Source organism: Pontivivens ytuae (genome assembly GCF_015679265.1).
GTDB lineage: Bacteria > Pseudomonadota > Alphaproteobacteria > Rhodobacterales > Rhodobacteraceae > Pontivivens > Pontivivens ytuae.
Window position 1 is genome coordinate 1,075,110 of record NZ_CP064942.1, and the last position, 19,611, is coordinate 1,094,720.

The following is a 19,611-nucleotide window of genomic DNA, read 5'->3' on the forward strand; positions in this document are numbered from 1 at the left end:
GCCCCCTGCCAGGTCGTCTCAGTAGGGGCAGGCGCCGTCAGAGGTGTAGTCGTGGACCACGACCTCACCCGACACGATCGCCGCACTCGCCGCCTCGACGGCCGCCGCGATCTCGTCGGTGTAGAGCGCCTCGTTGTTCTCGTCGATGGCCAGGCCCACGCCCGCCTCCGCCAGACCGTTCACGTCGAACCCGTAGGAGAATTCGTCGTTCATCGCGTCGGTGAAGGTGTCGTAGACCGCATTGTCCACGCGCTTGAGCATCGAGGTCAGGACCGAGCCCGGGTGCAGCGCGTTCTGGTTGGAGTCCACGCCGATGCCCAGCATGCCCTCATCCGCGGCGGCCTGCAGGACGCCCACGCCGGTGCCGCCGGCCGCGTGGTAGACCACGTCAGCCCCACGGTCGAACTGCGAGCGGGCAAGCTCCGCCCCGCGCGTCGGGTTGTTCCAGGCGGAACCGTCGGTGCCGGTCATGTTGCCGAACACCTCGATATCCGCGTTCACGGAGCGGGCGCCGCCGATGAACCCGCACTCGAACTTGCGGATCAGCGGGATGTCCATGCCGCCGACGAAGCCGACCGCGTTGGACTCGGACGCCAGCGCCGCCGCGATCCCCGCGAGGTAGGAGCCCTCATGCTCCTTGAACACGATGGAGCGCACGTTGGGCAGGTCCACGACCATGTCCACGATGGCGAAGTCGGTGTCGGGGAACTCGGCCGCGACCTTCTCGACCGCGGAGCCGTGGGAGAAGCCGATCGCGATGATCGGCTCGTAGCCCTGCTGGGCGAAGCGGCGGAGGGCCTGCTCGCGCTGCGCGTCGTTCTGGATCTCGAAGTCGCGATAGGCGACGCCGGTCTCCTCGGCGAAGCGCTCCGCGCCCGTAAAGGCCGCCTGGTTGAAGGACTGGTCGAACTTGCCGCCCAGGTCGTAGACCACCGCCGGGCGGATGTCCTGCGCCTGTGCAGCAGCCGCCGCCACGAGCGACGCGACCGCCGCGCCGATCAGGGACTTCTTCATCGTGTACCTCTTCCTGTTATATGGGGCGGCGCCATGCCTAAACGCCGCCGGAATTGTGTTTCCGTCGCCGGAACGCCGGGTAGTGCATCCCATTCCCGAACCGCTTTCAAGGGCAAAACAGCAGGCTCCCCCAGCGTCGCGGACGACCTCAGACCGCCTCGCTGCGCTCCGCGCGTTCGGCCCGTTCCCACGCCTCGCGCTTGCGATAGAGGGTGGAGGGCGAGATCTCCAGCATGCGCGCCGCGCGCGGGATGGAGCCGTTGCACTCCGCGATGGTCGCCTCGATGAAGGCGCGCTCGACCTCCGCCAAACTGCGCCCGACCATGCCGGAGAACGCCGCGCGCCCCTCCAGCGGTTGGTCGAGATCGGGCTCGGCCGCGGCGACCTTCCGCGCGCCGATATCGGGCGGCAGCATGTCCGGCGTGACCTCCAGCCCGTCATGCAGCACGACGACGTTGCGCAGCACGTTGAGGAGCTGGCGGACATTGCCGCGCCAGACCATTTGCCGGAACAGGCCCTGCACCTCCTCGGAGAGCCGCTCGAAGCGCTTGCCCTCCTCGGCGGCGTAGCGGCGCAGCATCTCCTCCCCGATCAGGTTCACGTCGTTGTCCCGGTCGCGCAGGGGCGGCAAGTGCAGCGGCACGACGTGGAGGCGGTAGAACAGATCCTCGCGGAAGCGGCCCGCCGCGACCTCCGCCGCCGGGTCGCGGTTCGTCGCACAGATGATCCGCACATCGACCGAGCGCGCGCGCGTCGCGCCCACCGGCTGCACCGTGGAGCTCTGGATGAACCGCAAGAGCTTCGTCTGCAGATTCAGGTCCATCTCGCAGATCTCGTCGAGGAAGAGCGTGCCGCCATGCGCCGCAACCGCAGCCCCCTCCTTGTCCGCGATTGCCCCGGTGAAGGAGCCCTTGAGATGGCCGAAGACCTCCGATTCCAGAAGGTGCTGCGGGATCGCACCGCAGTTCAGCGGGACGAAGGGTTTGTCGGAGCGGGTGCTCAGGTCGTGGATCGCCTGCGCGCAGACCTCCTTGCCCGTCCCACTCTCACCCGTGATGAACACCGTCGCGGTCGACCGTCCGATCAGGTGGATCGTCTGGTAGATGTCCCGCATCTCCTGGCTGTCGCCGATGAAGCCCGGCGGGGCGGAGCGGTCCACCTCCTCGGGCACCTCGCGACCGACCAGCGGGATCGGGCCGGGCTGCGCGTGGGCCACGGCCGATTTCAGGCGCAGCTCGTCGAAGGGTTTGACGAGGAAGTCCGACGCGCCCATCCGCATCGCCTCGACCGCCACCTTGATAGAGCCGTTGGCCGTGATGACGATCACCCGCGTCTCGGGCGCCTGCGCCTTGATCCAGGTGAGGATATCGCTGCCGTTCCCGTCCGGCAGCATCATGTCGAGCAGCACGATATGGTGCCGGGCTGCGTCGAAACGCCGCCGCGCCTCGGCTGCCGTGAACGCACAATCGACCTCGTACCCGGCCTTTCCGAGCACGGTTTTGTACATCAACGAGAGGGACGGCGTGTCCTCAACCAGAAGAAGAGTCTTGGTCATGCGCGGATCATACAAAAAAGGTCAAACGTCACCACCCAAAAGTGAACTCGCCAAGCGGATTCAGGTCCGGCGCTCAACACCGATGGCCTGGATAAGTGCCGAGATTTCCACCGGAAGCTGAGTAAAGCAGCTCGAGATGGTGACAAAATCGCCATCATGCGCAGCCCGGTTCATCGTGCGCGCGATCGAGCGCAACCGCATGCCGCCGATCGTCCCAGCAACCCCCGTCAGCACGTGGCTCTGCGCCCGGATCACGGCGACGTCCCGTCCTCTCACGGCACTGTCAAGGGTCTCCAGCGCCCCGGCGAGGTCCGTCTCCACCTGTTCGAGCAATGTGCCCACCATCGGCTCGCCCATCATCTCGGCCATCGGGCGGAAGACGGTGAGGTCGAGCACGGCGAGCCCCGGCTCCGCATTCGTCCCGCCAGCGCCCGTCTCCATCAGATCGAGGATCCGCCGGCCGAAGCTGTCGAGGCTGCCGATCGGTTTTCCGATCGCGCCGATCGCGCCCAGTTCCAGAACCCGCTCCACATGCTCGGTCCCGACATGGGCCGTGAGGCAGATGGTGGGGATCGCGATCTCCCGCTCCGCCAGCCGCCGCAGCACGTCGAGGCCCGAGAGGCGCGGCATCTCCACGTCGAGCAGGATCACGTCCGGCTGCTCCCGCTCCGCCAGTTCCAGCGCCACGATGCCGTCCCGGGCGACGGAGACACGTGCGCCCAGCCGCTCCAGCATCTCGCGGGCCACCATAAGGTTGGTTTCGTTGTCCTCCGCCAGCAGGACATGAAGGCGAGACAGATCAGGGGTGCTGGACATCACTCATCGCGCAGCCGGGTAACCAATACGGGATAGCGCTGAGCCGATTTCCTCCAGAATCACCGGATCGTCAATGGTCGCCGGCATCTTGTAGTCCTGCCCGTCAGCGATCCGGGCCATGATCGCACGCAGGATCTTGCCCGACCGGGTCTTCGGCAGACGGTCCACGACCACCGCCGACTTGAAGGCCGCGACGGGTCCGATCTCGTGCCGGACACGGGCGACGCACTCGGCCACGATCTCCTCCTCCGGACGGTTCACGCCCTTGGAGAGGCAGAGAAAACCGACGGGAAGCTGACCCTTCAGCGGGTCGGCCGCGCCGATCACCGCGCACTCGGCCACATCGGGATGACCGGCCAGCACCTCCTCCATCGCGCCGGTGGACAGGCGGTGCCCGGCCACGTTGATGACGTCGTCGGTGCGCGCCATGATGAAGAGGTAGCCATCTGCGTCGATCAGCCCCGCATCCCCGGTCTCGTAGTAGCCGGGGAAGGTGTCGAGGTAGCTCTTGCGGAACCGCGCATCCGCATCCCACAGCGTCGGCAGGGTGCCCGGCGGCAGCGGCAGCTTGATCGCCACGGCGCCAAGCTCTCCGGCCGGCATCTCCTCCCCCTCCGGGCTCAGGATGCGCACGTCATAGCCCGGCATCGCGACGGAGGGCGAGCCCACCTTGATCGGCAGCGCGTCCATGCCGAAGGGGTTGGCGGCGATGGCGTAGCCCGTCTCGGTCTGCCACCAGTGGTCGATCACCGGCACGCCCAGCACGTCGCCCGCCCAGTTCACCGTGTCCGGATCCGCCCGCTCCCCGGCGAAGAACAGCGCCTGAAGGCCGGAGAGGTAGTACTTCTTCGCCTCCTCACCCTTCGGATCCTCCCGCTTGATCGCGCGGAACGCGGTGGGTGCGGTGAAGAAGCTCTTCACCTTGTGCTCGGAGATCACGCGCCAGAAGGTCCCCGCATCCGGCGTGCCCACGGGCTTGCCTTCGAACACGATCGTCGTGCAGCCGGCCAGCAGCGGCGCGTAGCAGATATAGGAGTGCCCCACGACCCAGCCGACATCGGAGGCCGCCCAGTACACGTCGCCCGCCTCGACGCCGTAGATGTTCTTCATCGTCCAGTGGAGCGCCACCATGTGCCCGGCCATCGGCCGCACCACCCCCTTGGGCTGCCCCGTCGTGCCGGAGGTGTAGAGGATATAGGCGGGGTCCGAGCCCTTCACCGGCACGCAGTCCGCAGGCACCGCCCGGCTCATCTCGTCCGCGAGATCGAAGTCGCGCCCCGGCACCAGGTCGGCCTCGCCCGCCTCGCGCTGGAGGATCAGGCAGGCCTCCGGCTTGTGCTCCGCCAGCACGATCGCCTCGTCGAGCAGCGGCTTGTAGTGCACCACCCGCCCCGGCTCGATCCCGCAGGAGCCCGCGATGACCGCGCGCGGCTTGCAATCGTCGATCCGCACCGCGAGCTCGCGCGCCGCGAAGCCGCCGAACACGACGGAATGCACCGCCCCGATCCGCGCGCAGGCCAGCATCGCGACCAGCGCCTCAGGCACCATCGGCATGTAGATGACGACCCGGTCGCCCTTCAGCACGCCCTGCGCGTGCAGCACCCCGGCCATCCGCGCCACGCGGTCCTGCAGCTCGGCATAGGTGATCTTCGTCTTCGTGCCGGTGACGGGGCTATCATGGATGATCGCGACCCGCTCGCCATGGCCCGCCGCCACGTGCCGGTCGACGCAGTTCCACGCGGTGTTGCCCATGGCGTCGGCGAACCAGGTGTTGGTCGCAGCATCGTAGCCCTGGGTCGGCGCCTTGGACCAGTCGAGCGCGGCGGCCTGCTTCAGCCACCACCCGTCCGGATCCGCCTTCCACGCCGCGTAGGTCTCCGCGTATCCCATGTCATCTCCCCGTTCATTATGGTCTTTCGCTGCGCAGGATGAGCCCGGCGGCTCCGATCATGGCAAGCGCGGCGGCCCTGTCGATGATTTTTCTGCGCGCCGCACTCAGCGCTCGTGCGCCGAGCCAGGCCCCGCCCCCGGCCCAGAGCGCCGCAGCCGCCCCCTCGACCGCGATATAGACCACGCCCAGCGCCATGAGCTGCCCGGAAATGCCTGTGTCGCCGACTACGAATTGCGGCAGGAACGCGGTGAAGAGCAGCACCGCCTTGGGGTTCGACATCGCCGTCAGGAACTCCGCCCGCATCATCCGCACGGGCGGCGGCGCACCCTGCTCCACCGGCGCGGACCACATGCGCACGGCGAGCCACAGGAGGTACGCCGCACCCGCCCATTTGATGAGCGTGAAGGCAAGCTTCGACGTCGCCAGCACCGCGCCGAGCCCCGCCGCCACCAGCCCGATCATCAGCGCGAAGGCCACCAGCCGCCCGGCCAGTGCCCGGATCGCCGCCCCGAACCCGGCCCGGCTGCCGTTGGAGAAGGCGAGCAGGTTGTTCGCGCCCGGCGACATCGCCACCAGGAACGCCGCGGGGATGAAGATCAGAAGTTGGGCCAACGTCATGCCGTCTCCTTCGGCAGGTCGTCGGCGAGCGGCAGCCACGCCAGCCGCTCGTTCCAGAAGTCATGGGCCTCGGGCACGAAATCATGCGGATCGGTCAGGCCCGTGGCGTAGACATGGATCTCCTCCGGCAGCCCCTCCCAGCTATAGGCCACCGGCGTCCCGCAGGTGGGGCAGAAGCGCCGCACGACACCGGGCGAGGACTCGTAGAAGGCAGGCTCCCGCCGGATCCACCGGAACTGCTTCACCGGCACCGCGACGAAGGCCGTCACCGGCGCTGCGCAGTTCCGCCGACAGCTCTCGCAATGACAGTATTTCTGCCAGAGCCGCGGCCCGTCGAAGGCCCAGCGGATCTGGCCGCACAGGCAATGTCCCGTCGTCTCGCTCATGACAGTCCTCCTCTGCCACCAGCTTAACACCGAAACCGGGGGGCGACAGACGCTCAGCGGATGTCGAGATGCAGATGGTCGTCGTGCCGCGCAGCCCCGCAGCCCTGGAAGCGGAAGAGCGGGCTCTCGACCCCCAGACGCACCGGCAGATGGGGCTCGACCAGCACGCGCCGCAGGCCGTGCTCTGGCCCCTCCTCCGCGAGCCAGGCCAGCATGTCGCGCTGCGCTGCCTCATCAAGCGGCCGGTCCGGGATCGCGCCCTGCAGCCAGTCCATGTCCCAGCGCAGCGCCCCGCCGCCTCCGGCACAGGGCTGCGGCTCCCCCGGACGCGGCCCAGCAAAGGCCCAGTAGCCGAAGGGCGAGGGGCTCCCCTCCACCCCCTCATAGGCGAGCGCCAGATCGACCGAATGCCCGTCGCGGTGGCTCAGATGCGGCAGCAGGGGAAAGCCGTCGAACAGCGGAAACCCGGCGTCGAGCACGCGGATCGGCTGCCCGGATCCCTCGGCCATCGCCACCAGCAGATCCCGCACTTCGGGCGCCGCGTAATGTCGGTTCATCGCACAGAGCGCCCGCGGCTGCACCGCCACCGGCCCGTCGCCACACGGCAGCGGCACCCGACCGAAGCCCGCCGCCGCAGACCAGGCCAGCACCGACAGCCCGAAGTAGAAGCCGAGGAACCACGCCGCATGCCGCAGCACCCGCGCCGGCCCCGTCCCGCGCGCAATCAGCCCGGCGAGCCACGCCACCCCGCCGACCTGCGTCGCAGCCGTCAGCACGAGCGCGAACGCCACGTGGATCAGGAACACGCGCCCCGCCCTCTCTCTTCGCCAAATGTCCCCGCCGGAGGCAGCCGCCCCTCAGCCATAGGAGGCGACCGGCGTCCCGGCGAGCGCCGCGATGTTCAGCAGCCCCCGCGCCGTGATCGAACTCGTGACGATATGCGCGCGGTTGCCCATCCCCATCAGGATCGGCCCCACTTCGAGGCCCCCCGCCTTCATCTTGAGAATGTTTCGCACGCCCGAGGCCGCGTCGGCATTGGCGAAGACCAGCACGTTCGCCGCCCCCTCCATCCGCGAGCCGGGGAAGATCCGTGCCCGCAGCTCCGGATCGAGTGCGGCGTCCGAATGCATCTCGCCTTCGTATTCGAAGCCGCAGCTCCGCGCGTCGAGGATCTCCAGCGCCGCGCGCATCCGCCGCCCGCTCTCGGTATCGAGGTTGCCGAACTGCGAATGCGAGCAGAGCGCAACCTTGGGCACGAGGCCGAAGCGCCGCACGTGCCGGGCCGCGCCCACGGCGATCTCCGCGATCTCCTCCGCCGTCGGCTCGGGATGCACATGGGTGTCCGCGATGAAGAGCGCACCGCTCTCCAGGATCATCAGGCTCAGCGCGCCGACCGGCGACAGCGCGCGACTGCCGAGCACCTGCTCGATATAGTTGAGATGCCAGAGATACTGCCCGAACGTCCCGCAGATCAGGCTGTCCGCCTCGCCCCGATGGACCATCACGGCGCCGATCGCAGTGGTGTTCGTCCGCATGATCGCGCGGGCAAGGTCCGGGGTCACGCCCTTGCGCGCCATGATCCCGTGATAGGTCTCCCAGTAGTCGCGATAGCGCGGATCGCTCTCCGGGTTCACGATCTCGAACGCGCCGGGGTCGAGCGGGATGCCGTTGCGCTGCGCCCGGCTCGCGATCACGTCGGGCCGGCCGATCAGGACCGGGGCGTCCACCGTCTCCTCCAGCATCGCGTGGGCGGCGCGCAGAACGCGCTCGTCCTCGCCTTCCGCGAAGACGATACGCCGCTGGCCGCTGCGCGACGCCTCGAAGACCGGCTTCATGATGAGGGCGGAGCGGTAGACGGAGCCGTCGAGCTTCTCCTTGTAGGCCTTGAGATCCGCGATGGGCCGCGTGGCCACCCCGCTCTCCATCGCCGCCTTGGCCACCGCCCCGGCGACCACCGCGAGCAGACGCGGGTCGAAGGGTTTCGGGATCAGGTAGTCGGGACCGAAGACGAGCCGCTCGCCATGATAGGCCGCCGCCGCCTCGGCGCTGGAGGCCGCACGCGCCAGCTCCGCGATCCCCTCCACGCAGGCCACCTTCATGGCGTCGTTGATCTCCGTCGCGCCCACGTCCAGCGCGCCGCGGAAGATGAAGGGGAAGCACAGCACGTTGTTGACCTGGTTGGGATAATCCGACCGACCCGTGGCGATCAGCGCGTCGGGCTTCACCTCGCGCGCCTCCGCCGGATCGATCTCCGGGTTCGGATTGGCGAGCGCCAGAATGATCGGCGCGTCGGCCATCTCGGCCACCATCTCGGGCTTCAGGACGTTCGGCCCCGACAGCCCCAGGAACAGGTCCGCGCCACCGATCACGTCGGCCAGCACCCGCGGCCCACCGGGCTGGGCATAGGCGGCCTTCTGCGGCGTCATCTCCGCCTCCCGCCCCTCGTGGACCAGACCCGCAAGATCGCAGAGGAACACGTTCTCTCGCTTCACGCCGAGCGTCAGCAGCATGTCGAGGCAGGCGATCCCCGCGGCACCGCCGCCCGTCGAGACGACCTTGATCTCCTCGAACCGCTTGCCGGTCAGCCGCAGCGCGTTGGTCGCCGCCGCCCCCACCACGATCGCGGTGCCGTGCTGATCGTCATGGAAGACGGGAATGTTCATCCGCTCCCGGCACAGCTTCTCCACGATGAAGCAGTCGGGCGCCTTGATGTCTTCGAGGTTGATCGCGCCGAAGGTCGGCTCCAGCGCCGTCACGATCTCGGCCAGCCGCTCGGGATCGCTCTCGTTCACCTCGATGTCGAAGCAGTCGATATTGGCGAATTTCTTGAAGAGGACCGCCTTGCCCTCCATCACCGGCTTCGAGGCCAGCGCCCCGATATTGCCGAGGCCCAGCACCGCCGAGCCGTTGGTGACCACCGCAACAAGGTTCTGCCGTGCGGTAAAGCGCGCCGCCGCCGCCGGGTCCGCCTGGATGTCGAGACAGGCCTCCGCCACGCCCGGCGAATAGGCCCGCGCGAGGTCGCGTTGGTTGGCGAGCGGCTTGGTCGCCCGGATCTCCAGCTTCCCGGGCCGGGGGTGCTCATGATAGTCGAGCGCCGCCTGCCGGTTCGCCTGCTTCTGATCGGTCATCCATCCCTCCAGCCGGTCTTTTCGACCTGACTAGCGGGCGGCGACCTCCGCGCCAACCAATTCCGGCGCAAGATTCTTTTCATAGACCGTGCAGGGCTGGCCGTCCGACCGCGACGTGACCGAGCCGACCTGACCGAAGCCATTCTTGGCGTAGAACCGCTCGGCCGCCTCCAGCCCCGTGCAGGTCTCGACCCGCAGGCGCTCGACACCGGCCTGCCGCGCCTGCGCCTCGACCGCGTCAAGCAGCATCTGCGCAGCACCGGAGCCGCGCGCGGCAGGGGCGACATACATGGACTTGAGCTGGCCCCATTCCTCGCACTGGTGGACGAAGGCCGCGCAACCGACCGCCATCCCCTCCTCCTCCGCGAGGAAGAAGGTGACGTTCTGCGCGCCGAGGTCCTTCACCCCCAGGCGAAACCGCCGCTCGGGCGGGAAGCGCGCCTCCAGAAAGGCGCAACTATGGGCGAGGACGCATTCGGCCTCTGGCGTTGTCGGGTCTGTGGCAAAGACTTTCATCTCCGCTCCTCCGCTGGTTCCCACATTTCCACCGGATTTCCTTCCGGGTCGTTAACGCGCGCGAACCGGCCGACCTTCGGGTCGTCCCATTCGTCGCGCGTCTCCACCGCGAGCCCCTCGCCCCGCAATGTCTCGATGAGCGTGTCGATATCGTCGACACGCAGGTTCACCATCCACTGACGATCGCCCGGCCAGTAGTGAGTGTTCTGGTCGAATGGCTGAAAGACCGTCGGCCCCGCCTGCTGCATCCACGGCACGCCGTCGATCCCGAAGCGCGCGGCGTACCAGGCCGACAGCGCCTCCGGATCCCGGGCCCGGAAGAACAGTCCGCCGATGCCCGTCGCATGTGCCATCAGTTGTGGCCCACCCGGTTGCGTGGCCGGTCCCGGCCGATCCGTTGGAGAAGGAGGTTGCGCTGCGCTCCTACCGCGTCCGGGTCGAAATCGACGCCCGCATCGGGCAGCGTCGCGGCCCGGTCGGAGATCAGGTCGTCCGCATCGCCGATCTCGTTCGGCGTCCGGCGGTTGTAGGGCAGGATCTTCGGCTCCGCGCAATCGGGTCCTTCGCAGGCCTGCGGAAAGGGCGGAAGAGGCGGCACATCGGCCTGGGGTCCCTGAGCGAGAGCCGGGGCGGCGACGAGTCCAGCAAGGGCGAGGCGCAGCAGGCGCATGGCTTCCCCACGGGTTGCACTGCGAGGCTCCCCACCCTCGCGATCCGTTCCGACCAAAGATACGCTCGCGCTGCGTGTCTTCTAGGACGTCACGATCACGCTTTCATCAAATCGTCGCGTTGGCGTCGGCACGGCTCCGCTCACGCACCGGTTCCCGGGCACTGTGGCAAAGAAGCCGCAGAAACTGTTGCTGTTCGTTGCAGTTCGTGACTGCGGAGAGGTCGTGATCCGCGACTCGCACTGAAGATGCCCGGGTCGAGCCCGAGCATGACGGTGACCCCAAGGGCGCCGCCGCGAGGGCGACTCTCGCGCCCACCCCGCCGATCCCGTCACCCGAAACACGACAAAGCGGTCATCGTCGGGCCTGACCCGACGATCTCCCGCACCCTTGCGCCTACTCCGCCGCCTTCGGCTGCCGTGCTTCCTCGATCAGCCGCAGGATGCCTGCCGCCGCCTCGGGGATGTTGGTCCCGGGACCGAAGATCGCCTTCACCCCCGCCGCCCGCAGGAAGTCGTAGTCCTGCTGCGGGATCACGCCGCCGCAGACCACGATGATGTCCTCGGCGTTCTGCGCCTTCAGCGCCTCGACGAGCTTCGGCGCCAGCGTCTTGTGCCCCGCCGCCTGCGAACTGATCCCGACCACATGCACGTCGTTGTCCACCGCGTCCTGAGCGGCCTCCTCCGGCGTCTGGAACAGCGGGCCGACATCGACGTCGAAGCCGATATCGGCGAAGGCCGTGGCGATCACCTTCGCGCCCCGGTCGTGCCCGTCCTGCCCCATCTTGACCACCAGCATCCGTGGCCGCCGCCCCTCGGCCTCCGCAAACGCTTCCACGTCGCGCTGGATCTGGGCGAAGCCCTCGTCACCCTCGTAAGCCGCGCCGTAGACGCCCGCGAGCGTCTTCACCTCGGCGCGGTGCCGTCCGAATACCTTTTCCATCGCGTCCGAAATCTCCCCCACGCTCGCCCGCGCCCGCGCGGCCTCGACCGCCGCGGCCAGCAGGTTGCCGTCGCCCCGCGCGGCCTCTTCCAGTGCGGCCAGCGCCGCCTCGCATTTCGCCTGATCGCGGCTGGCGCGGATCTGCTCCAGCCGCTTCACCTGCGCCTCGCGCACCGCGACATTGTCGATGTCGAGCACGTCGATCGGCTCCTCCTCGTCGCGGCGGTACTTGTTGACGCCGACGATGACCTCCTCGCCCCGGTCGATGCGGGCCTGTTTCTGGGCGGCCGCCTCCTCGATCCGCAGCTTCGGCATGCCGGAGGCGACGGCCTTGGTCATACCGCCGAGCCCCTCGACCTCCTCGATCAGCGCCCAAGCGGCCTCCGCCAGATCGGCGGTCAACTTCTCGACGTAGTAGGAGCCGGCCAATGGGTCGATCACGTTGGTGATCCCCGTCTCCTCTTGCAAGATGAGCTGCGTGTTCCGCGCGATCCGGCTGGAATGCGCCGTCGGCAGCCCGATCGCCTCATCAAACGAGTTGGTGTGCAGCGACTGCGTCCCACCCAGCACGGCCGCCAGCGCCTCATAGGCCGTGCGCACCACGTTGTTGTAGGGGTCCTGCTCCTGCAACGACACACCGGAGGTCTGGCAATGCGTCCGCAGCATCAGGCTCTGCGGCTTTTTAGGCTCGAACTCGCTCATGATCCGGTGCCACAGGAGCCGCGCCGCCCGCAGCTTCGCCGCCTCCATGAAGAAGTTCATGCCGATGGCGAAAAAGAAGCTCAGCCGTCCCGCGAACTTGTCCACATCCATGCCGGACGCCAGCGCCGCCCGCACATATTCCCGCCCGTCCGCGAGTGTGAAGGCCAGCTCCTGCACCAGGTTCGCCCCGGCCTCCTGCATGTGGTAGCCGCTGATGGAGATCGAGTTGAAGCGCGGCATCTCCTGCGCGGTGTACCCGATGATGTCCGACACGATCCGCATGCTGGGCTCGGGCGGATAGATATACGTGTTGCGGACCATGAACTCCTTGAGGATGTCGTTCTGGATGGTCCCCGACAGGTCCGCGATGGAGCATCCCTGCTCCTCCCCCGCCACGATGAAGCTCGCGAGCACCGGGATCACCGCCCCGTTCATCGTCATCGAGACCGAGATGTCCTTGAGCGGGATCCCGTCGAAGAGGATCTTCATGTCCTCCACGCTGTCGATGGCCACGCCCGCCTTGCCCACATCGCCGACGACGCGCGGGTGGTCGCTGTCATAGCCGCGATGCGTGGCGAGGTCGAAGGCGACCGAAACCCCCTGCTGCCCCGCCTCCAGCGCCTTGCGGTAGAAGGCATTCGACTCCTCCGCCGTCGAGAACCCCGCATATTGCCGGATCGTCCAGGGCCGCCCCGCATACATCGTCGCCCGCGGTCCCCGGACGAAGGGCGCGTGGCCCGGCACCGTGCCCAGGTGCTCCAGCCCCTCCAGGTCCGCCTCGCTATAGAGCGGCTTCACGTCGATCCCCTCCGCCGTGTGCCAGGTCAGGTCGTCGAGCGGACGGCCCCGCAGTTCCTTCTCCGCCAGTGCTTTCCAGTCGGTCATGTCGGATCTCCTTCAGGGCATCGGGTGGCCGAGGGATGCTTCCAAGACAGCATACCAGTCCCGGCGGGTCATTTGGATGTCGTAAGCCGCCGCGGCGGCGCGAATACGATCGGGGTTCTGCGAGCCGAGGATCGGGATCGGCCGCGCCGGGTGCGCCATCAGCCAGGCGAGCGCCGCCGCGGCCCGGTCGCCGCCCCCGATCCGGTCGAGCTCGACCGCCACCGGCCCGTCCCCGGTCATCAGAGCACCACCGCCGAGGGGGCTCCACGCCATCGGGGTCAGCCCCACCTCCTGCGCGAGGTCCAGCGTGCCGTCGAACAGCGCCGAGGTCTCGGTCACCGAGATCTCCGGCTGCGTCACGACCATCGGAAAATCGAGGAAGCGCTGCAAAGCACGCGTCTGCGCCGGGGTGAAGTTCGACACCCCGACCTCCTGCACCACGCCCCGCGCCCGCAGGTCGGTCAGCGCGCCGGCCACCTCCTCATGGCTCACCAGAAGGTCCGGCCGGTGGACCAGGAACACGTCGATCACGTCGACCTTCAGCCGCTTCAATGAGGCCTCGGCACTCGCGATCAGTTCGGGCGCCCGGCTGTCGTAGGGCTCCGGCGGTACGATCCCGCCCTTCGTCACCAGCACGACCCGCTCGCGCAGGCCCGGATCGGCCGCGAACAGATCGCCCAGCCGCTCCTCCGCCTCGCCGAAACCGGTCTCGCCAAACCCGTAGATCGCGGCCGTGTCGAGCAGGTTCGCCCCGACCTCCAGCGCGGCCCCCACCTTGGCCCGCGCGTCCTCCAGTTTGGTGCCCGCAAAGCGCCAGCAACCATAGGCGAGCGCGCCCACGTCGAACGGCCCGATGGTCCTCGTTCGCGGAACTGTCAGAATGTCGCTCACGCTTGCCTCTCCCCTCCGTCAAAAAACCGATTATCTTGGGCAGCGAAGGGAGCCGACATGCTCAGACTGCTTGCCGCCATCACACTCGCCGCCGCTCCGGCGCTGGCCCAGGACGACCCGCTCGCCGAATACCTCTGGGAGGCGCGGCCGATCCTGATCTTCGCCGACAGCCCGCGCGACCCGCGCGTCGTCGCCCAGCTCGCCCAGTTCGAGGCGGCACAGCGCGACCTCGACGAGCGCGACATCGTCGTCATCCTCGACACCGAGGAGGACAGCGCGCTGCGCGACCGCTTCCACCCGCGCGACTTCCAGTTCGTCCTGATCGGCAAGGATGGCGAGGTGAAGTACCGCAAGCCCGACCCGGTCCCGATCCGCGAGCTCGTCCGCCTGATCGACCGCATCCCGCTGCGCCAGCAGGAGATGCGGGCCCAGCGCGCGCTGCGCGGCATCGCCCCCTCGAGCGACAGCAGCGAGCTCACCGAATAGGCCCGCCCCTTCATCTGTCCCGAAGTATCCCCGCCGGAGGCGCACGGCGCCCCTACTCGGTGAACTCCGCCGCGTCGGGGATCCGGTTGAAGGCGATCTTGGCGCCCGTGTAGGCCACCTTGTGCGGCGGCAGCTCGCCGAAGCGGATCGTGTCCTGCCCGAACTTCCGGTTGAGCCCATCGATGGCCGAGCACAGCGCCTCGCGCCCCGTCTGCTCCTCCCGCGCACCCAGCAGGTCGCCCGTATCCGCGCCCACCTCGTGCAGCCCGCCCAGCATCACGCTGACCGAGACCGGTTCGTCGAAGCGCAGCCGCGCCCAGTACCGCTCGAAGGTGCGAAGGAGCGTGAAGCTGTCCTGCGTCGCCGCGATCTCCCCCTCCGAGCCGCGCCGGCCCCGCACGCCGCATTTCACGCTCACGTGCAGCGAGCGGGCGAGCAGCCCCTCGCGCCGCAGCCGCGACGCGGCCTTGACCAGCAGCCGCCGCGCCACCAGCCGCGCGCCCTCGGCGGAGCGGTTCTGCGGCGTCAGGATCTGTCCGTGGCCCAGCGAATGCCGCTCCGTCGCCGGATAGACCACCGCTTCGCCGTGCAACTGCCGCAGGAACCGCTCGCCCTCCACGTTGCGCCACAGGTGCCGCGCCGCCTTCGGATCCATCGCATGGAGCGTGGCCACGTCGCGGATCCCTGCCCGCTCCAGCCGCGGCAGGATGCCCCGCGACACGCCCGGCAGGTCCTTCAGCCTCAGATGCGCGATCTTGCCCGGCAGCACGTCCGGGTGCAGCCAGTCCACCGCCGGTTTGCGCAAGCCCGCCGCCACCTTCGCCAGCATCTTGTTGGGCGCGACGCCCACCGAGCAGTTCAGCGCCGGGCTCACCTCGTCGAGGATCACCTGCTGCACCTGCCGCCCGATCTCCAGCGCCTTCGAAAGCCGCCGCTGCGAGCCGGTCAGCCAGCAGGAGAACTCGTCCACCGACCAGGCCCGCTCGATCGGGATCACCATGTCGACGGCGGCCCGGATGCGGTGGTGGTAACTGACGAAGAGGTCGTGCTTCGCCTCGCGCAGCTCGATCGAGGGGCAGAGCCTGCGCGCCTCGCCCACCCGCGTCGCCATCCCGATGCCGAGGCGCTTGGCCTCCTTGCTCGCCGCGATCAGGGCCGCGCCGGGCGCATCCACCGTCGCCACGCCCACCGGACGCCCGCACAGTTCCGGCTCCTCCGCCTGCCAGACGGAGGCGAAGAAGGAGTTCATGTCGAAGAACAGGACGTCGACCTGCGGTTCCATGATCCGACTCGGCACCGGTTGAAATCGGAACAAAAATAGAACATATTGTCAGCCAAGGCGAGTCCCCCGTCAGGACCCGCTTGCCACACCGCGCCGCGGTGCCCATATTCGTGTTGCGTCCGATCCCGCCGGATCGGCGCTGGAAGGATGTGGGACATGGCTGATAACAAGAAGACATCTCAGGATCCCATCACCGGCCGGACTGGTCCGCGACCGGTCTATTGATGGGTGAGGCGCCCTGCTCCAGCAGGGCGATGCTCTCGCTCAGGCTCTCGATCGCCTTCTGCCCCCGGCGCAACAGGTTGCGCTTCGTATCCATGTAATCGGCAAAGAACAGCGCTCGCCGCTCGGGATCGAGCGCGCCGTAGCGTTCGCTGCGCATGTCCTCGGTCATAGCGTCGATGGTGGCGAGGATGTCGTAATAGACCACCACAGGCCGGATCGTGTCCGTCGGCAGCACCTGGATATCGCCCACGAGCACCGCGAAGATCACGTCGTGCCGCTCCCGCGGGATGAAGGGCACGTAGCCCGGATCGCTCCCGAAGAGCGTCGCCACGACCTCCGCCACCCGGTCCAGATCGTCGCGTTCGAGCTGGTAGACATGCGTCTCGATCTCCGCCCGGATCGCCTTCTGCACGTCGATCACCCGCTCCCGCCGCCTGCGCCGCTCCCGCCGTTCATCCCGAAAGAACGCGAAGACCCAGCTGAGCACCGCCACCACGGCCGAGACCGCAGCAGCAATGATCGCGGCCGTGACGCGGTCATCCATGGCATCGACGGGCGAGTTCATCCGTCCCCAACGGCGGAGACGACGCCTCAACAGCATCAAGATCGACCGCCGTTGCCGACTTCAGTCGCTGCCTATGTTCAGACGTCAGACGCGGTACAACCTTATGATGCAATCCGATCATGAGAGGCTGCTCAGTCTCGATGCGCCGAAGCAGGCTTTCGATGTCTTGGTCCTTCATGGAACCAAAGAACGAAATGCAAAGCGGTTCTCGGGGAGCGAAGCGCTTTCGCAGGGTGCCGTCCTGGAACCGCACCAGAGCGTTCACGCAACAAAACTCCGTCGGTCGTTTTCGCCGCAGGAGAAACGCCTGGGGCAAGCCGCCGCGTGTCCGCGCAACAGAAGCCTCGGTCACCCGCAACACATCCGCCTCGACCGGGAACGGCGTCGCGAACGTCGTATGCTCATCGAATTCCGCAGCCGTCTGGCTCGACCCCACGGCGTGTAACGAAGGCGGCAGCCAGGTATCGATCATCCGCCAGAATGCGGCGTTCCCGTCACGTCGGGACATCATCGGAATGCGCACCCTCCCGTCGCCTTCGAAGAAATCCTCCAGGGAGGGCGCATCGCACCACACGTTCTTGCCGTCCAGGATAACCACGTGGCGCGCATGGCAAACGCGACCCAACGCGAGCTTCATCATCTGCTGAGTAACCCACCCGCGATAGCCGCCCCAGCCCAGCCGGCTCTTGCGATCTCGCCAGCGACGCAGCGGGAAGACCGTCTGGGATAGACGCGCCAGCGGGCTGCTGCCGCGCGGGGCGGTACTTAGCAACTCGTCTCCACTAACGATCCGGACCTTGGGGGCCAGCGCGCCGTAGAGAGGCACGATGCCATCCACTGCGCTCCGCAGCGGCCCCTCGTCAACAGCGTTGAGCACCACGATAATCTCGTCCACCAGATCCGGCCCGACATGCCGCGCGAAGGAGTGTGCCTGGAGCCGCAGCAGGTGCAGCTCCAGATCGTAGATCACTGTCGCGAAGGCCAGTGGGCCGGAAGGTGGCATCACTCGAACTCCATGATCACCTCGTCCACGGCGAGGCTGTCGCCGGGGGCCGCGTTGATCTTTGCCACCGTGCCCTTCCGTTCGGCGCGCAGGACGTTCTCCATCTTCATCGCCTCGACGGTGCAGAGCGCCTGACCCTCCTGAACCTCGTCGCCCTCCTCCACGGCCAGCGAAACCACGAGGCCCGGCATCGGGCACAGCAGCATCTTCGAGGTGTCGGGCGGCAGCTTCTCCGGCATCAGCGCCGCGAGCTCGGCCACGCGCGGGCTGCGGACGAAGACCTTCCGCCGCGCGCCGCGCCACGCCATGTCGTAGCCATTGGTGATCCGTCCCGCCTTGATCCGCATCGCGGCGCCATCGACCACCGCGTCGATCAGCACGTCGCCGGGGCGCCAGGCGGTCAGGTCCACCGCCATCTTCACCCCCGCCACGGTCACGTCGAACAGCCAGTCGCCCGAATCGACCACCTCGACCTCGCGCGCCTCGCCGTTCATCTGCACGACCCAGTCGGAACCGGGCTTGTACTCCCGCCCCTCCATCGCGCCGGAGACCTGGGCCCCGCGCCGCTGACGCACGAGGTGCGTGGCCGCGGCCACGGCACTCATGCGCACCGCGTCGGCCTGCGACAGCTCCGCCCCCTCGAAGCCGTCGGGATACTCCTCCGCGATGAAGGCCGTGGTGATGTTGCCCGAGACGAAGCGGGGATGGTCCATCACCGCCGAGAGGAACGGCAGGTTGTGCCCGATCCCGTCCACCTCGAACCGATCGAGCGCCTGCCGCATCCGGTCGATCGCCGTCTCCCGCGTCTGGCCCCAGGTGCAGAGCTTCGCGATCATCGGGTCGTAATACATCGAGATCTCGCCGCCCTCGTAGACGCCGGTGTCGTTGCGCACGCGCCGCTCGACCTCTTCCGGCGGGCGATACCGCGTCAGCCGCCCGATGGAGGGCAGGAAGTTGCGGAACGGATCCTCCGCATAAAGCCGGCTCTCCATCGCCCAGCCGTCCAGCTTCACGTCGTCCTGGCTCATCGTCAGCTTTTCGCCCGCCGCCACCCGGATCATCTGCTCCACCAGGTCCACGCCGGTGATCAGCTCCGTCACAGGATGCTCCACCTGCAGGCGTGTGTTCATCTCCAGGAAGTAGAAGTTGCGCTCCCCGTCCACGATGAACTCGACGGTGCCCGCGGAGCAGTAATCCACGGCCTTCGCCAGCGCGACCGCCTGCTCGCCCATCGCCTTGCGCGTTTCCTCATCGAGAAACGGCGAGGGCGCCTCCTCGATCACCTTCTGGTTCCGTCGCTGGATCGAGCATTCCCGCTCGCCCAGGTAGATGCAATTGCCGTGCGTGTCGCCGAGCACCTGGATCTCGATATGCCGCGGCTGGGTCACGAACTTCTCGATGAAGATGCGGTCGTCGCCGAAGGAACTCGCCGCCTCGCTCTTCGAAAGCTGGAAGCCCTCGCGCGCCTCGTCGTCGGTCCAAGCAATGCGCATGCCCTTGCCGCCACCGCCGGCGGACGCCTTGATCATCACCGGGTAGCCGATCTCGGTCGCGATCTTCACGGCATGCTCCGCATCGTCGATCAGGCCCATGAAGCCGGGCACGGTGGAGACACCCGCCTCCGCCGCCAGCTTCTTCGACGTGATCTTGTCGCCCATCGCCTCGATCGCGCCGGGGGGCGGGCCGATGAAGGCGACGCCCTCCTTGGCCAGTGCCTCCGCGAACTCGGCCCGTTCGGAGAGGAACCCGTAGCCCGGATGCACCGCCTCCGCCCCCGTCTGGCGGATCGCGTCGAGGATCTTCTCGATCACGATGTAGGACTGGTTGGCCGGCGGCGGGCCGATATGCACCGCCTCGTCCGCCATGCTCACATGCAGCGCGTCGCGGTCCGCGTCGGAATAGACGGCGACCGTGGCGATCCCCATCTTGCGCGCCGTCTTGATGACGCGGCAGGCGATTTCCCCCCGGTTGGCGATCAGGATCTTCTTGAACATGTCCCTCGTCCTTTTCAGGCAGCACGAACGGCCCGCGCTCC

The 19,611-nt window shown here is 68.0% G+C and carries 18 protein-coding genes; 1 reads left to right on the plus strand and 17 read right to left on the minus strand.

What is annotated here, in order from left to right; all coding sequences use genetic code 11:
• Positions 1 to 18: 18 nt before the first annotated feature.
• The 13 genes from I0K15_RS05095 to I0K15_RS05155 all read right to left on the minus strand — a co-directional run bounded on the left by I0K15_RS05095 (position 19) and on the right by I0K15_RS05155 (position 14,015).
• Positions 19 to 1,014, minus strand: coding sequence for a BMP family lipoprotein (locus I0K15_RS05095; protein WP_196104324.1), 996 nt, complete (start codon positions 1,012 to 1,014; stop codon positions 19 to 21).
• 148 nt (positions 1,015 to 1,162) lie between these two features.
• Entirely contained in the window at positions 1,163 to 2,569 is a 1,407-nt protein-coding gene (locus I0K15_RS05100) for a sigma-54-dependent transcriptional regulator (RefSeq protein WP_196104325.1), read from the minus strand.
• 60 nt (positions 2,570 to 2,629) lie between these two features.
• On the minus strand, positions 2,630 to 3,385 hold the full coding sequence (locus I0K15_RS05105) for a response regulator (RefSeq protein WP_196104326.1): 756 nt from the start codon (positions 3,383 to 3,385) through the stop codon (positions 2,630 to 2,632).
• Positions 3,386 to 3,388: 3 nt separating this feature from the next.
• The gene (locus I0K15_RS05110; protein WP_196104327.1) at positions 3,389 to 5,275 is read right to left on the minus strand and encodes an AMP-binding protein; all 1,887 of its coding nucleotides are present in this window, start codon (positions 5,273 to 5,275) and stop codon (positions 3,389 to 3,391) included.
• A gap of 16 nt (positions 5,276 to 5,291) precedes the next feature.
• Positions 5,292 to 5,894, minus strand: a complete 603-nt coding sequence (locus tag I0K15_RS05115; protein ID WP_196104328.1) for a LysE family translocator — start codon at positions 5,892 to 5,894, stop codon at positions 5,292 to 5,294.
• Positions 5,891 to 6,280, minus strand: a complete 390-nt coding sequence (locus tag I0K15_RS05120; RefSeq protein ID WP_196104329.1) for a GFA family protein — start codon at positions 6,278 to 6,280, stop codon at positions 5,891 to 5,893. Before I0K15_RS05120 ends, I0K15_RS05115 begins: the two co-directional genes overlap by 4 nt.
• Positions 6,281 to 6,333: 53 nt before the next feature.
• Complete coding sequence (locus I0K15_RS05125; RefSeq protein ID WP_196104330.1) at positions 6,334 to 7,086, minus strand: hypothetical protein; 753 nt, start codon at positions 7,084 to 7,086, stop codon at positions 6,334 to 6,336.
• Between the two features lie 51 nt (positions 7,087 to 7,137).
• Complete coding sequence (locus I0K15_RS05130; RefSeq protein ID WP_196104331.1) at positions 7,138 to 9,411, minus strand: NADP-dependent malic enzyme; 2,274 nt, start codon at positions 9,409 to 9,411, stop codon at positions 7,138 to 7,140.
• A 30-nt stretch (positions 9,412 to 9,441) separates the two neighbouring features.
• Complete coding sequence (locus tag I0K15_RS05135; protein WP_196104332.1) at positions 9,442 to 9,927, minus strand: GNAT family N-acetyltransferase; 486 nt, start codon at positions 9,925 to 9,927, stop codon at positions 9,442 to 9,444.
• Complete coding sequence (locus I0K15_RS05140) at positions 9,924 to 10,280, minus strand: VOC family protein (protein WP_196104333.1); 357 nt, start codon at positions 10,278 to 10,280, stop codon at positions 9,924 to 9,926. The genes I0K15_RS05135 and I0K15_RS05140 overlap by 4 nt, the downstream gene beginning before the upstream one ends.
• The gene (locus tag I0K15_RS05145; protein ID WP_196104334.1) at positions 10,280 to 10,597 is read right to left on the minus strand and encodes a hypothetical protein; all 318 of its coding nucleotides are present in this window, start codon (positions 10,595 to 10,597) and stop codon (positions 10,280 to 10,282) included. Before I0K15_RS05145 ends, I0K15_RS05140 begins: the two co-directional genes overlap by 1 nt.
• A gap of 394 nt (positions 10,598 to 10,991) precedes the next feature.
• Positions 10,992 to 13,124, minus strand: a complete 2,133-nt coding sequence (gene scpA, locus I0K15_RS05150; RefSeq protein WP_196104335.1) for a methylmalonyl-CoA mutase — start codon at positions 13,122 to 13,124, stop codon at positions 10,992 to 10,994.
• Positions 13,125 to 13,136: 12 nt separating this feature from the next.
• Positions 13,137 to 14,015, minus strand: coding sequence for an aldo/keto reductase (locus I0K15_RS05155; protein WP_196104336.1), 879 nt, complete (start codon positions 14,013 to 14,015; stop codon positions 13,137 to 13,139).
• Positions 14,016 to 14,072: 57 nt separating this feature from the next.
• Between I0K15_RS05155 and I0K15_RS05160 the strand changes: the two genes are divergently transcribed.
• Positions 14,073 to 14,501 carry a DUF4174 domain-containing protein gene (locus I0K15_RS05160; RefSeq protein ID WP_196104337.1) on the plus strand — a complete coding sequence of 143 codons (429 nt, stop codon included), beginning with the start codon at positions 14,073 to 14,075 and terminating at the stop codon, positions 14,499 to 14,501.
• Positions 14,502 to 14,553: 52 nt separating this feature from the next.
• Here the strand turns inward: I0K15_RS05160 and I0K15_RS05165 are convergent, their stop codons facing one another.
• The 4 genes from I0K15_RS05165 to accC all read right to left on the minus strand — a co-directional run bounded on the left by I0K15_RS05165 (position 14,554) and on the right by accC (position 19,570).
• Positions 14,554 to 15,783 (minus strand): Y-family DNA polymerase, encoded by a 1,230-nt coding sequence (locus I0K15_RS05165; protein ID WP_196104338.1) that lies wholly within the window; start codon positions 15,781 to 15,783, stop codon positions 14,554 to 14,556.
• Positions 15,784 to 15,973: 190 nt separating this feature from the next.
• Positions 15,974 to 16,573 carry a hypothetical protein gene (locus I0K15_RS05170; RefSeq protein ID WP_196104339.1) on the minus strand — a complete coding sequence of 200 codons (600 nt, stop codon included), beginning with the start codon at positions 16,571 to 16,573 and terminating at the stop codon, positions 15,974 to 15,976.
• Positions 16,545 to 17,543, minus strand: a complete 999-nt coding sequence (locus tag I0K15_RS05175; RefSeq protein ID WP_196104340.1) for a hypothetical protein — start codon at positions 17,541 to 17,543, stop codon at positions 16,545 to 16,547. The genes I0K15_RS05170 and I0K15_RS05175 overlap by 29 nt, the downstream gene beginning before the upstream one ends.
• A 32-nt stretch (positions 17,544 to 17,575) precedes the next feature.
• The gene (gene accC, locus I0K15_RS05180) at positions 17,576 to 19,570 is read right to left on the minus strand and encodes an acetyl-CoA carboxylase biotin carboxylase subunit (RefSeq protein ID WP_196104341.1); all 1,995 of its coding nucleotides are present in this window, start codon (positions 19,568 to 19,570) and stop codon (positions 17,576 to 17,578) included.
• Positions 19,571 to 19,611 lie beyond the last annotated feature (41 nt).